Raw genomic sequence first — 11488 nt, 5'->3', positions numbered from 1 at the left:
CCCGCCGGCCCCCGCGCCGTCGCCGATCAACGCGGCCCCGGTGGGCCTCGATGGCCGCTGGCGCGGCGCCGCCCGCCGCGCGCCCGGCCAGGATGCCGCCTGCCGGCCGCCGCAGCTGCCCGCGGTGATGACGGTGAATGGTGGCCGCGCCGCCCTGCGTGTGGGCCGCACCGCCCCCACCGAGGCGACCATCACCAGCGACGGCATGGCCACCTTCGCCGACGGCACCATGAGCGCGGACGGTAAGTTCGAGAGCCACGGCTTCACCGGCGAATACCGGCGCATGGGCTGCACCTACACCCTGTCGCTGCGCCGGGCGGCCCGCTGAGCGTGCGCGGCGCGGCAATCGTGGCGCCGCGCCGCAACTCCGCCCTGATGCCAGCGCAATCGCGGGCGACGGTGCGTCATGCCTCAGCATGACGCAGCGCCGCCAGCTTCCGCCCGGGTATCCTGGGTGGGCGGGGCATTGGCCGCCGCCATGGGGCTTCTCATGGTGGGCGCCGTGTTCGGCACCCACATCCTGCCGCCCTGGAGCACGGGGTGGATGCTCTCGGGCATGCTGGGGCCGGACCCGGTGCAGTATTGGTTGGGTTGGACCTTCTTCCGGGAGGCCGCTTGGTCCTTCCCGCCCGGTCTGAACCCGGGGTTCGGGCTCGAACTCAGTTCCTCCGTCTTCTATGCCGACGCCATTCCCTTGCTGGCCTTTGTCTTCAAGGCCCTGCGGGATGTGGTGACGATCGAGCAGTATTGGGGCCTGTGGCTGTTCGCCTGCGGCGCTTTGCAGGGCGGGCTGGCCTTCGCGCTGCTGGGGCGGGTGACGCCCGCGCTGTGGCCGCGCCTGGCCGGTGCCGCGATCTTCCTGTTACAGCCCATGTTGCTGACGCGCATGGGCGGGCATTTCGCGTTGTCGGCGCAATTCCTGATCCTGGCGGGGCTGTGGTGCTGCCTGAAGCCTGGAGGCTGGTGGCGCTGGGCGGTGCTGGTGGCCGCCACCTCGCTGATCCATTCCTATATTCTTCCGATGGTGCTGGCGCTGTGGCTGGCCGATGCCTTGGCACGCCGCCAGCGAAACCCGCTGGAATGGGCGCTGGTGCCGGGCGTGGGCGTGCTGGGGCTGTGGGCCGCCGGGTTCTTCGCGCTGAATGCCGGGCATGACGGCCAGGGCGCGCGCTTCGGCGAGATGCAGATGGACCTGCTGGCGCCCTTCACCCCCGGATTCTGGGGCGCCTTCCTGCCCGATCTGCCAGGGCCGGGCCATCCCGAGGTCGGCGGGTCCTATCTGGGTCTCGGCGCGCTGGCGCTGCTGGGGCTGGGTGGCATGCTGCTGGCGGCGCGGCCCGGGTTGCGGCGCGCGGCGGCGGCGGGGCTGAAGCGCCAGGGCTGGCTGGTGGCGGCGCTGCTGGCCATGTTGCTGGTCGCGGTGTCGCATCGGCTTTCCGTGGGCGGGCATATCCTCACCTGGCTGCCGCTGCCCGATGCGGCGGTGCGGCTGGCCAGCGCGTTGCGGGCCTCCGAGCGGTTCTTCTGGCCGCTGGGCTATGCGGCGCTGCTGGGCGGGGTGTGGGTGCTGGTGCAGGGCCTGGGGCCGCGCCGGGCGGGGCTGGTGCTGTCCGCGCTGGTGCTGTTGCAGGTTTTGGATCTGCGCCCGGGCTTCGACCGGCTGGCGGGGTATTTCCCGCCCACCGCCCAGCATGTGGCGCTGCGCCTGGCCGAACCCTTCTGGACCGAGGCTGCCCGCCGCTACGGCCGCGTGCGCCTGGTCACCGCCGGCAACCAGGCCCGCGGGTGGGAGGAAGTGGCGGTCTACGCCGCCTCCCGGGGGCTGGAGACGGATGCGGTGTATCTGGCCCGGATCGACGCGGGCCGGGTGGGGGCGCTGAACGCCGATGTCGCCCGCCGGCTGATCCAGGGCCGGCCCGAGCCCGGCACGCTCTATGTGCTGACCGATGCCGGGGCGCTCTCCCGCGCCCTGGCGGGGATGGACCCGGTGCGTGACGTGCTGGCGCGGCATGATGGGTATTGGGTGCTGGCGCCGGGCTGGTGGGCGCGCGGCGGCCTCGCCAGCCGGGCGGCTTCCGGGGCAAACTTGGCGCCGACACCACCGGAGTAACCCCCATGACCGAGTTGGCCCCGCCCGTGGATATCATCGTGGTGCCGCGCGCCCATGATGTCGGCGGCTTCGAGGTGCGGCGGGCCTTGCCCGCGCGTGAGAAGCAGATGGTCGGCCCCTTCATCTTCCTGGACCGCATCGGCCCTGGGCGGCTGGAGCCCGGCCATGGGCTGGACGTGCGGCCGCACCCGCATATCGGGCTGGCCACCATCACCTATCTGCATCAGGGCCAGATCATGCACCGCGACAGCACCGGCGTGCGGCAGGCGATCGACCCGGGTGAGGTGAACTGGATGACCGCCGGGCGCGGCATCGTGCATTCCGAGCGCACGGACGCGCCGCTGCGCGCGACCGGCCAGACCATGTCCGGCTTCCAGAGCTGGATGGCGCTGCCGAAGACCGAGGAGGAACGCGCGCCGAGCTTCGAGCATCAGCCGGTCTCCGCGCTGCCCTTCATCGAGGACAAGGGCGTCGCGCTGCGGCTGATCGCGGGCACGGGCTGGGGCCAGGTTTCGCCGACCAGCACGCTGTGGCCGCTGTTCTATGCCGATGCGGTGCTGGCGCCCGGCGCCGTGGTGCCGCTGGACGCAGAGCATGAGGAACGCGCCGCCTTCATCGCTGAGGGCAGTATCGAGGTGGGCGGCGTGGCGCATGAGCAAGGCAGGCTGCTGATCTTCCGCGCCGGGGACGCGCTGGCGCTGCGGGCCGGGCCGCTGGGCGCGCGGCTGCTGTTGCTGGGCGGGGCCGTGATGGATGGCCCGCGCCATATCTTCTGGAATTTCGTCTCCTCCAGCCATGAACGGATCGAGGCGGCGAAGGCGGATTGGGCGGCGCGGCGGTTTCCCTTGGTTCCTGGCGACGAAGAAGAATATATACCTTTGCCAGAAAATAGGAAAATACGCGCCGAATCGCGGCCCGATTCGCGGAACGAATAGAGTCCGCGTGTTCCGGTGGTGGTGTGAAGGATTTACAGACCGGATTTCTTGGCCTGGACCCAGGCTTCCTCCATCTCGGCCAATGTCGCGTCGGCGGGGGATTTGCCCTGGCCGGCCAGAGTGTTTTCCACAGCCTGGAAGCGCCGGGTGAACTTGGCGTTGGCCGCGGCCAGCGTCGCCTCCGGGTCCAGATCCAGCTTGCGGGCTAGGTTGGCGACGACGAACAGGATATCCCCAACCTCGTCCGCGATGCGGGCGGGGTTCATGGCGGGCAGTTCGGCGCGCAGCTCGGTGGTTTCTTCTTCCAGTTTTTCAAGCACTTGCTCGGCGCTGTCCCAATCGAAGCCGACGCGGGCCGCGCGCTTCGTCAGCTTGGCCGCGCGGGTCAGGGCGGGCAGGGTGGTGGCCACCCCGGCCAGCGTGCCGGATTCCCCGTGTGCCGCACGTTCCCTGGCTTTTTCCGCTTCCCAGGCGGCGGTCTGCATGCCGGCGTCGCGGGCCGCCGCGTCCCCGAACACATGCGGGTGGCGGCGGATCATCTTCTTGCTGATCGCCTCGGCCACGTCGTCGAAGCCGAACCAGCCGCGCTCGGCGGCCATTTGCGCGTGATAGACGACCTGGAACAGCAGGTCGCCCAGCTCATCGCGTAGCGTCGCGGGGTCGGGGCCGGCAGCGATGGCGTCGGCCACTTCGTAAGCTTCTTCAATGGTGTAGGGCGCGATGGTGGAGAAATCCTGCACCTGGTCCCAGGGGCAGCCGGAGGTCTTGTCGCGCAGTGCGGCCATGATGGTCAGCAGGCGCGCGATGGGGGGAATCGCGTCGGGCATGGCGCAATTCCTGCGCCCAGGTCAGTCGATGACGCAAGCCGTGTCAGTCCCGGACGCAGGTCGTGTCAGCCGCTGACAGGGGTTGTGTCGGCGATATGTCGCCGGCCGACAAAGGGCCGAAAGGGAGGGGGAAATGTCGTCGCCCGCAAACCCGCGGAAAACCACGATATCCACAGGTGCTCTTATCGCATAAGATATATTATGGAAAAATCGTGAGTGTGGGAAACTCCGTGGAAAACCTGTGTCAGCCTTCCACATCGATCCCCAGCCCATCGTATCCAGGCTCCAGCCCGCCGGTCAGGGTTGCGCGCAGCGCGGCCTCATCCAGCGCGTTGCCCATATGGGTCAGGATGGTGCGGCGCGCGCCCACCTGGGCGGCCCAGGCGGCCACCAGATCCACATGCGCGTGCACCGGGTGCGGCCGGCGGCCGAAGCAGCCCACAACCCAGGTGTCCACGCCGTGCAGCGCCTCCAGGCTCTCGGGCGGCATGCGCACCACATCGGTGCAGTACGCGAAGCCGCCGATGCGCAGGCCCAGCGTGCGCATCACCTTGTGGTCCTGGTCCAGCACCAGCGCCTGCATGGCGCCGAACGCCAGCACATGGCCCGGGCGCACGGCCAAGGGCTCCAGCGCTGGGCGGAAGAAGCCGGGCGTCGGCCCCAGGAAGGCGTAGCCGAAGCGGCCCTGCAATTCCTCGATCGTCTCCGGGGCTGCGTACAGGGGCAGTTCCCTGCCCGTCTCGCGGTTGATCTGGCGCAGTTCGTCCAGCCCCATGATGTGGTCGGCATGGGCGTGGGTGACGAAGATCGCGTCCAGCTTGCCGATGCGCGCAGTCAGCAATTGCTGGCGCAGGTCGGGCCCCGGGTCGATCAGCAGCCGGAAACCGTCAGGCCCCGTGACCAGCGCGCTGGTGCGGGTGCGACGGTTGCGCGGGTTGGCGGGGTCGCACGCGCCCCAATCCCCGGCTCCATCGGGCCCGCCCAGCAGGGGCACGCCATTGCTGGGGCCGGTGCCGAGCAGGCGGACGCGAATCAGGCTTGTGGCGGTTGTGTGCATGGCAGCATTCTGCCACGGGGACGAGAATGCGTGAGCCCAGCCACACGGTCGGAGAAGCAAGAATGGATTTCGGCACGGCGATCAAGACCTGCCTGAACAAGTATGTCAGCTTCGCGGGCCGCGCCCGGCGGGCGGAATACTGGTACTTTATGCTGTTCAACCTGATCCTGACCGCCGTGGCCGGCGTGCTGGATCAAATGGTCGGGATGGAGCTGTCGCCCTTTTCCACCATCGTCTCGCTGGTGCTGTTCCTGCCGATGCTGGCCGTTTCCGTCCGGCGGCTGCATGACCTGGACAAATCCGGCTGGTGGCTGCTGGCCCCGATGCTGGGGCTGGTCGTGATGATCCCGGCCTATACCAGCCTGGAGGCCGCGATCGTGCTGCTGTGGCTCGGCGGGCTGATCGCCTTCGGCACCGGCGTGCTGCTGCTGGTCTGGTTCCTGTCGCGCGGCACCATGGGCGCCAACCGCTTCGGGGCGGACCCGCTGGCGGTTATCGGGCAGCCTTCGTGAACAGCCGGTAGAAATTGTCCGTGGTGATGCGCGCCATCTCCTCTGGCGCCACGCCACGGGTTTCGGCCAGCACCTTCAGCGTCAGTGCGGTATAGGCCGGCTCGCAGCGCTTGCCGCGCAGCGGCACGGGCGCCAGGTACGGGCTGTCGGTTTCCACCAGCAGGCGTTCGGCCGGCACGGCCTGGGCGAATTCCCGCAGCTCCGCGCTGCGCGGAAAGGTCAGGATGCCGGAGAAGGAAATATAGCCCCCGAGCGCCAGTGCCGCCTCGCCCAAGGCCCGGCCAGAGGAAAAGCAATGCAGCAGGAAGGGGAAGCGACCCCCCTTCCCCGCTTCCTCGGTCAGGATCGCGGCGATGTCCTCATCCGCGTCGCGGGCGTGGATGCACAGCGGCAGTTGCGTGGCCTGGGCCGCGCGGATGTGGCGGCGGAAGTTCTCACGCTGCACGTCGCGCGGGGATTTGTCGTAGAAATAATCCAGCCCGCTTTCGCCGATGCCGATGATGCGCGGGTGGTCCGTGGCGGCGACGATCTCCTCGACCGTCGGCATCACGCCCTCGCCCGCCTGGTGCGGGTGCACGCCCGCGGTGCCCCAGACCTCGGGGAAGCGTTCGGTCAGGGCGCGGATGGTGGGCCCCTGGCTCATCCGCACGCTGATGGTCGTCATGCGGGTCACGCCGGCGGCGACAGCGCGGGCCACGATTTCGGGCTGCTCCTCGGCCGTGAAATGGTCGAGGTGGCAGTGGCTGTCGACGATGCTCACCCCTGGGTTCACGCCGCCAGCTCCACCTTGCGGAACAGCGGGGCGGGCGGCGGCAGGGCGATGCCGCCGGGCAGCGGGGTGGCGAGCGCCGCCAGGGCGCGCGCCTCGGCGGGCACGCCCAGCTGGTCCAGCAGGGCCGCCATCGTGGCGGGCATGAAGGGCTGCAGCACAGTGGCGAAGGCCCGCAGCGCGTCATGCAGGTGGCGCAGCACCAGCTCCATCCGCACGGGGTCGGTCTTCTTCAGCGCCCAGGGGGCCTCGCGGGTGATATAGCCATTGGCCTCGCGGATCACCGTGAAGATGGCGGCCAGCGCCTGGTCGAATTTCTGCTCGCCCAGCAGCGTGTCGAGCTCGCCGCGCAGCCCATCGACCTGGGCCAGGAATTCCTGGTCGGCCTCATTGCGGGCCGCGGGCGGGGGCAGCACGCCGCCGCAATTGCGCTGGATCAGGCTCAGCGTGCGGTTGGCGAGGTTGCCCAGCGCGTCGGCCAGCTCGCCGTTCAGGCGGTTCACCAGGGATTTGCGGCTGAAATCGCCATCCTGGCCGAAGGGCACCTCGCGCAGCAGGAAGTAGCGCACGGGGTCCAGGCCGAACTCCTCCACCAGCCCCACCGGGTCGATCACATTGCCCAGGGATTTGGAGATCTTCTGGCCTTCATTCGTCCACCAGCCATGGGCGAAGACGCGCCGGGGCAGCGGCAGGCCGGCGGCCATCAGCATCGCGGGCCAGTAGATGGTGTGAAAGCGCAGGATGTCCTTGCCGACGAAATGCACATCGGCCGGCCAGAACTTCCACAGCGGCGCGGCCTCATCCGGGTAGCCGAGCGCCGTGATGTAGTTGGTCAGCGCGTCGATCCACACATACATCACATGGGCGTCGTCGCCCGGCACCGGTACGCCCCATTGGAAGGAGGTGCGGCTGATCGACAGGTCGCGCAGATTGTCCTTCACGAAGGCCACCACCTCATTCCGGCGGGTGGCGGGCAGGATGAAGTCGGGCTGCGCCTCATACAGCGCGATCAGCTTGTCGGCGAAGGCCGAGAGGCGCAGGAAATAGGACGGCTCCTTCACCCAGGCCACGGGCGCGCCGGTGGGCGCCAGCTTCACGCCGTCGCGCTCGATCAGCTCGTCCTCGCCATAGAAGGCCTCGTCGCGCACCGCGTACCAGCCCTCGTAATGGCCCAGATAGATGTGCCCGGCATCGGCCAGCTTCTTCCACAGCGCCTGGCAGGCGGCGTAGTGCCGCGGCTCCGTCGTGCGGATGAACGCGTCGTTGGACAGGCCCATGGTCACGGTCAGGTCGCGGAAAGCCTGGCTCACCTTGTCGGTGAAGGCCTTGGGTTCCATGCCCGCGTCGCTCGCGGCCTTTTCCACCTTCTGGCCGTGCTCGTCCGTGCCGGTCAGGAAGAACACTTCCTCACCGGACAACCGCCACCAGCGCGCCAGCACATCGCCGGCCAGCGAGGTATAGGCGTGGCCGATATGCGGCTTGTCGTTCACGTAATAGATGGGCGTCGTGATGTAGCGGGGCATGGGGGCGGATATGCCTCTTTGGCCCCGCGATGGCTAGGGCCAGACTGGCGGCCCCCGGGGCGCGCTCACAACATGTTCTGCGGGGCGGCGTGGCCAGAACCCTGCCTGGCGTGGCAGCATCCCCTTCCATCGGGTCAGGAGGCATCCCTTGCACGACACCGCGATGCGACTGGGAGAGCTGTTCTTCCGCCACTACCTGCGGGGAGAGGCGCCGGAAGTGCTGGATCTGGGCGCCATGGACATCAATGGCAGCCTGCGTTCCGTCGCGCCGCCCGGCCTGCGCTATTGCGGCGCGGACATGGAGGCGGGGCCGGGGGTGGATGTGGTGCTGGACGGTTCCGGCCGCCTGCCCTTCGAGGACGGCCGCTTCGACGCCGTCGTCTGCACTTCGGTGTTCGAGCACGCGCCGGCGTTCTGGGAGACCTTCCTGGAGATGCTGCGTGTCACCCGGCCCGGCGGCTATCTGTATGTCAACGCGCCCTCGAACGGGGAAACCCATCGCTTTCCCCTGGATTGCTGGCGTTTCTACGCGGATGCCTCCGTGGCGCTGGAGAGCTGGGGCCGCGCCCGGGGGTTCGACATCCGGGCCATGGAGAGCTTCATCGCTCCGCGTATGACGGACCAGTGGGAGGATTGCGTGATGGTGTTCGGGCGCGAGGCGCCCCCGCCCGGCAGTTTCATCCATGACGACCTGCCCGATGCCATGCAGCTGCGCCGGTTGGGCGAACTGGCCGCGAGCGTGGGGCCGCCGCCTCATCTCACAAGGGATCAGATCCTGCTGCGCCAGGCCCGGGAACGCATTGCGGCGCTAGAGGCCGAGTTGGCGGCGCTCCGTCCGGGCGACGCGCCTTCTTCTAGTTAAGCCAGTCCAGCGCCTGCATCACCGCCTGCTTGCGGTCCAGCGAGAGCTTGTCCGCCGCCGCGGCGTGGGCGCCGAGGCGCGACCAGATCTCGGCCCATTCGCCGGGCGTGCGCCGGGCCGCCCAGGGCGGGCCCTGCCCCTGCCCCGCCGCCCGCGTGCCGGCGGCCAGCCCCGCCCGCAGCAGAGCGAAAAAGGTGATCATCGGCCCGCTCTCGCGCCCGGCCACGCGCTCCGCGATCTGCAGCGCGCGGCGGGGCGGCACGCCGCCCAGCGCCTCACGCGCCAGGCGGGCCATCTCCAGCCCCTCCCCCTGGGCCAGTTGCAGCGCCCGGCCCGGGGCGCCGCCGGACAGGCCGATCAGCTCCCGCCGCTCCTCCGCCGCCATCTCGGGCAGGTAGTCGCCCAGCAGGCGTTCCATGGCGGCATCGGGCAGCGGGTTCAGCTCCAGCCGCCGCACCCGGCTCATGATGGTGGGCAGCAGGCGACCCGGGGCGGCGCAGGCCAGCAGCAGGATGGCGCGCGGCGGCGGTTCCTCCAGCGTCTTCAGCAGGGCGTTCTGGCCGGCGGCGTCCATGGTCTCGGGCTGGTCCAGCACCACCACGCGCCATCCGCCCTCGGCGGGCGTCAGGCTCATGAAGCCCTTCAGGCCGCGCACATCCTCCACGCGGATCATCATCCGCTTGCCCTCGCCGGTGTTGGGCGACAGCGCCAGCAGGTCGGCATGGGCGCCCGCGGCCACGCGGCGGAACACGGCATTGTCGGGCGGCAGCGCCAGCCCCTCGCCGGCGGGCTGGCCCGCCAGCAGCCAGCGCGCGAAGCGGTAGGCCAGCGTCGCCTTGCCCACCCCGGGCGGCCCGCCCAGCAGCCAGGCATGGTGCAACCTGCCGGAGCGCGCGGCCCCCGCCATCACCGCCTCCGCCGCCTCATGGCCCAGCAGCAGGGGGTTTTCGCGCGGCTCCGGTGCGCTCATGCGCCGAGTTCGGGCGGCAGGGCGGCCAGCATGGCGGCGAACACCGCCTCCGGCCCCTGCCCCGCATCGATCACCCGGAAGCGCCCGGGCTCGGCCGCCGCTTGGTCCAGGAAGCACTGCCGCACCCGGCTGTGGAAGCCGAGGCCCAGGCTTTCGTAGCGGTTCACCTCGCCGCGCGTATGCGCGCGCGCCAGGCCGGTTTCGGGCGGAATATCCAGCAGCAGCGTGCGATCGGGCCACACCCCATCCAGCGAGAGCTGCACCAGCCCATCCCACAGGGCGCGGTCACCACCCTGTCCCGCCACCTGATAGGCGAGCGTGCTGTCGGCGAAGCGGTCGCACAGCACCACCGCGCCGGCCGCCAGCGCCGGGCGGATGCTGCGCGCCACATGTTCCCGCCTGGCCGCGAAATGCAGCAGCATCTCGGCCTTCGCATCCCAGGGGCGGGAGAGCAGCAGCGCCCGCGTGGCCTCCGCCCCCGCCGAGCCGCCCGGTTCGCGCGTCAGCAGCACGGGGCGGCCACGCGCGGCCAGATGCGCGGCCAGACGGCGGATCTGGGTGGATTTCCCGGCCCCCTCCCCGCCTTCCAGCGTGATGAACAAGGGGCTCAGCCTCCGCCCATCAGCCGCTGCAGGGCGCCGGGGATGCGCGCCAGCATGCCCAGCCGTTCCACATCCGCCCCGGCATACAGCGGCAGGGTGATGGGCGGCACGCCCTGGCCGCCGATCTCCAGTCGGCCGAGCTCCTGCCCACGCATCACGGGGGCGGCCACCGGGGCTTCGTAGCGCAGGCGGGCCTGCATGGTGCTGCGCCAGGTGCGCGGCAGCGTCACCACCACGTCGCGCCCGCCCACCAGCGGCACGGTGCGCCGCGCGCCCAGATGCACGGGCACTTCCTCGATCGCGTCCTGGGCGCGGAACAGCACCACATTCTCGAAATTGCCGAAGCCCCATTCCATCAGCCGCACGCTTTCCTCGATGCGCGCGCCCATGGTCGGCAGGCCGTTCACCACCAGGATCAGCCGCCGCTCGCCCTGCTTCACGGAACCCACGAGGCCATAGCCCGCTTCCTCCGTATGGCCGGTCTTCATGCCATCGGCGCCGTTCATGCGCGACAGCAGCGGGTTGCGGTTGTCCTGGCTGACATTGTTCCAGCGGAAATTGCGCTCGGAGTAGAAGCGGTAATATTCCGGGAAATCATGGATCAGCCGCTTGGCCAGCCGGGCCAGGTCGCGGCAGGTCATGCGGTGCTCGGGGTCGGGCCAGCCGGTGGCGTTGCGGAAGGTGGAGTTGGTCAGCCCCAGCTCCCGCGCCTTCTGGTTCATCAGCTCCACGAACTGGCGCTCGCTGCCCGCGATGCCTTCGGCCAGCACCACGCAGGCGTCGTTGCCGGACTGGATGATGACGCCGCGCGTCAGGTTCTCGATGCTGATCTGGCTGCCGACCTCGACGAACATGCGGCTGCCGCCCATGCGCCAGGCCGTCTCGCTGACGGTGAAGGTCTGGTCCATGCGGATGCGGCCCTGCTTCAGCAGGTCGAACACCACATACATGGTCATCAGCTTGGACATGGAGGACGGGGTCATCCGCTCATCGGCCCCCTTCTCCAGCAGCACCGCGTCGGTTTCGTAATCCACCAGGATGACGTAGCGCGCGAGCGTATCCACCGGCCCCACCGGGCTGCTGGCGGGGGTGCCGGCCGGGCGCGGCGCGCGTGGGGCCGGCGCGCGGGCGGCCGGGCGCTGCTGCGCCATGGCCTCTGTCGCGCCCAGCAGCGCGGGCGCCGCCAGGGGCGCGGCTAACAGGGCACGGCGGGTCTTGCCGTGGTCGGGGCGGGATTCGTCGCGGGGCTCGGCCATGGATCGGGGCTTACGCCCGAAATATGGGCTGGCTCAAGCGGGGATGCGGGCAGTGGTGCCACGCG

The 11488-nt window shown here is 70.0% G+C and carries 12 protein-coding genes; 5 read left to right on the top strand and 7 right to left on the bottom strand.

All coding sequences use genetic code 11. From position 1 onward, the window contains the following. The 3 genes from GT007_RS06370 to GT007_RS06360 all read left to right on the top strand — a co-directional run. On the top strand, window positions 1-328 hold a 328-nt coding region (locus tag GT007_RS06370; RefSeq protein WP_160120737.1), incomplete at its 5' end, for a hypothetical protein. Window positions 329-478: 150 nt separating this feature from the next. Further along, a complete protein-coding gene (locus GT007_RS06365; RefSeq protein ID WP_160120736.1) occupies window positions 479-2110 on the top strand; it encodes a DUF6311 domain-containing protein in 1632 nt (543 codons plus the stop codon). Window positions 2111-2115: 5 nt separating this feature from the next. Further along, window positions 2116-3045 (top strand): pirin family protein, encoded by a 930-nt coding sequence (locus GT007_RS06360; protein WP_160120735.1) that lies wholly within the window; start codon window positions 2116-2118, stop codon window positions 3043-3045. Between the two features lie 32 nt (window positions 3046-3077). Here the strand turns inward: GT007_RS06360 and mazG are convergent, their stop codons facing one another. Next, window positions 3078-3872, bottom strand: coding sequence for a nucleoside triphosphate pyrophosphohydrolase (gene mazG / locus GT007_RS06355; RefSeq protein WP_160120734.1), 795 nt, complete (start codon window positions 3870-3872; stop codon window positions 3078-3080). A 244-nt stretch (window positions 3873-4116) separates the two neighbouring features. Then, window positions 4117-4929, bottom strand: coding sequence for an MBL fold metallo-hydrolase (locus tag GT007_RS06350; protein ID WP_201451813.1), 813 nt, complete (start codon window positions 4927-4929; stop codon window positions 4117-4119). Between the two features lie 62 nt (window positions 4930-4991). On the opposite strand from GT007_RS06350, the gene GT007_RS06345 reads away from it, so the two are divergent. Next, the gene (locus tag GT007_RS06345; RefSeq protein WP_160120733.1) at window positions 4992-5441 is read left to right on the top strand and encodes a DUF805 domain-containing protein; all 450 of its coding nucleotides are present in this window, start codon (window positions 4992-4994) and stop codon (window positions 5439-5441) included. Here GT007_RS06345 and GT007_RS06340 read toward each other — a convergent pair. Next, window positions 5422-6201, bottom strand: coding sequence for a TatD family hydrolase (locus GT007_RS06340; protein ID WP_160120732.1), 780 nt, complete (start codon window positions 6199-6201; stop codon window positions 5422-5424). The two genes, GT007_RS06345 and GT007_RS06340, sit on opposite strands and share 20 nt — an antisense overlap. Window positions 6202-6209: 8 nt before the next feature. Further along, window positions 6210-7733 carry a methionine--tRNA ligase gene (metG, locus tag GT007_RS06335; protein WP_160120731.1) on the bottom strand — a complete coding sequence of 508 codons (1524 nt, stop codon included), beginning with the start codon at window positions 7731-7733 and terminating at the stop codon, window positions 6210-6212. Window positions 7734-7881: 148 nt separating this feature from the next. Between metG and GT007_RS06330 the strand changes: the two genes are divergently transcribed. Then, window positions 7882-8595, top strand: coding sequence for a methyltransferase domain-containing protein (locus GT007_RS06330; protein WP_201451812.1), 714 nt, complete (start codon window positions 7882-7884; stop codon window positions 8593-8595). On the opposite strand, the gene GT007_RS06325 is transcribed toward GT007_RS06330, so the two are convergent. The 3 genes from GT007_RS06325 to GT007_RS22330 are packed head-to-tail and all read right to left on the bottom strand — an operon-like array spanning window position 8588 to window position 11423. Then, a complete protein-coding gene (locus GT007_RS06325) occupies window positions 8588-9565 on the bottom strand; it encodes a DNA polymerase III subunit delta' (protein WP_160120730.1) in 978 nt (325 codons plus the stop codon). The two genes, GT007_RS06330 and GT007_RS06325, sit on opposite strands and share 8 nt — an antisense overlap. Next, complete coding sequence (gene tmk, locus GT007_RS22335; RefSeq protein WP_457852336.1) at window positions 9562-10176, bottom strand: dTMP kinase; 615 nt, start codon at window positions 10174-10176, stop codon at window positions 9562-9564. Before tmk ends, GT007_RS06325 begins: the two co-directional genes overlap by 4 nt. Further along, window positions 10173-11423: a D-alanyl-D-alanine carboxypeptidase family protein gene (locus GT007_RS22330; protein ID WP_160120728.1), complete on the bottom strand. Its 1251-nt coding sequence runs from the start codon at window positions 11421-11423 to the stop codon at window positions 10173-10175. Before GT007_RS22330 ends, tmk begins: the two co-directional genes overlap by 4 nt. Window positions 11424-11488 lie beyond the last annotated feature (65 nt).

The organism is Rhodovarius lipocyclicus, from assembly GCF_009900765.1.
GTDB lineage: Bacteria > Pseudomonadota > Alphaproteobacteria > Acetobacterales > Acetobacteraceae > Rhodovarius > Rhodovarius lipocyclicus.
The sequence above is the reverse complement of the archived record's forward strand: the minus strand, read 5'-3'. Positions and strand labels throughout refer to the sequence as shown.

What these genes read in the sequence shown, in the direction of transcription:
- GT007_RS06365 (WP_160120736.1), top strand. Translation starts at nt 479, where the DNA reads ATGGGGCTTCTCATGGTGGGCGCCGTGTTCGGCACCCACATCCTGCCG.
- GT007_RS06360 (WP_160120735.1), top strand. Translation starts at nt 2,116, where the DNA reads ATGACCGAGTTGGCCCCGCCCGTGGATATCATCGTGGTGCCGCGCGCC.
- mazG (WP_160120734.1), bottom strand. Translation starts at nt 3,872, where the DNA reads ATGCCCGACGCGATTCCCCCCATCGCGCGCCTGCTGACCATCATGGCC.
- GT007_RS06350 (WP_201451813.1), bottom strand. Translation starts at nt 4,929, where the DNA reads ATGCACACAACCGCCACAAGCCTGATTCGCGTCCGCCTGCTCGGCACC.
- GT007_RS06345 (WP_160120733.1), top strand. Translation starts at nt 4,992, where the DNA reads ATGGATTTCGGCACGGCGATCAAGACCTGCCTGAACAAGTATGTCAGC.
- metG (WP_160120731.1), bottom strand. Translation starts at nt 7,733, where the DNA reads ATGCCCCGCTACATCACGACGCCCATCTATTACGTGAACGACAAGCCG.
- GT007_RS06325 (WP_160120730.1), bottom strand. Translation starts at nt 9,565, where the DNA reads ATGAGCGCACCGGAGCCGCGCGAAAACCCCCTGCTGCTGGGCCATGAG.
- GT007_RS22330 (WP_160120728.1), bottom strand. Translation starts at nt 11,423, where the DNA reads ATGGCCGAGCCCCGCGACGAATCCCGCCCCGACCACGGCAAGACCCGC.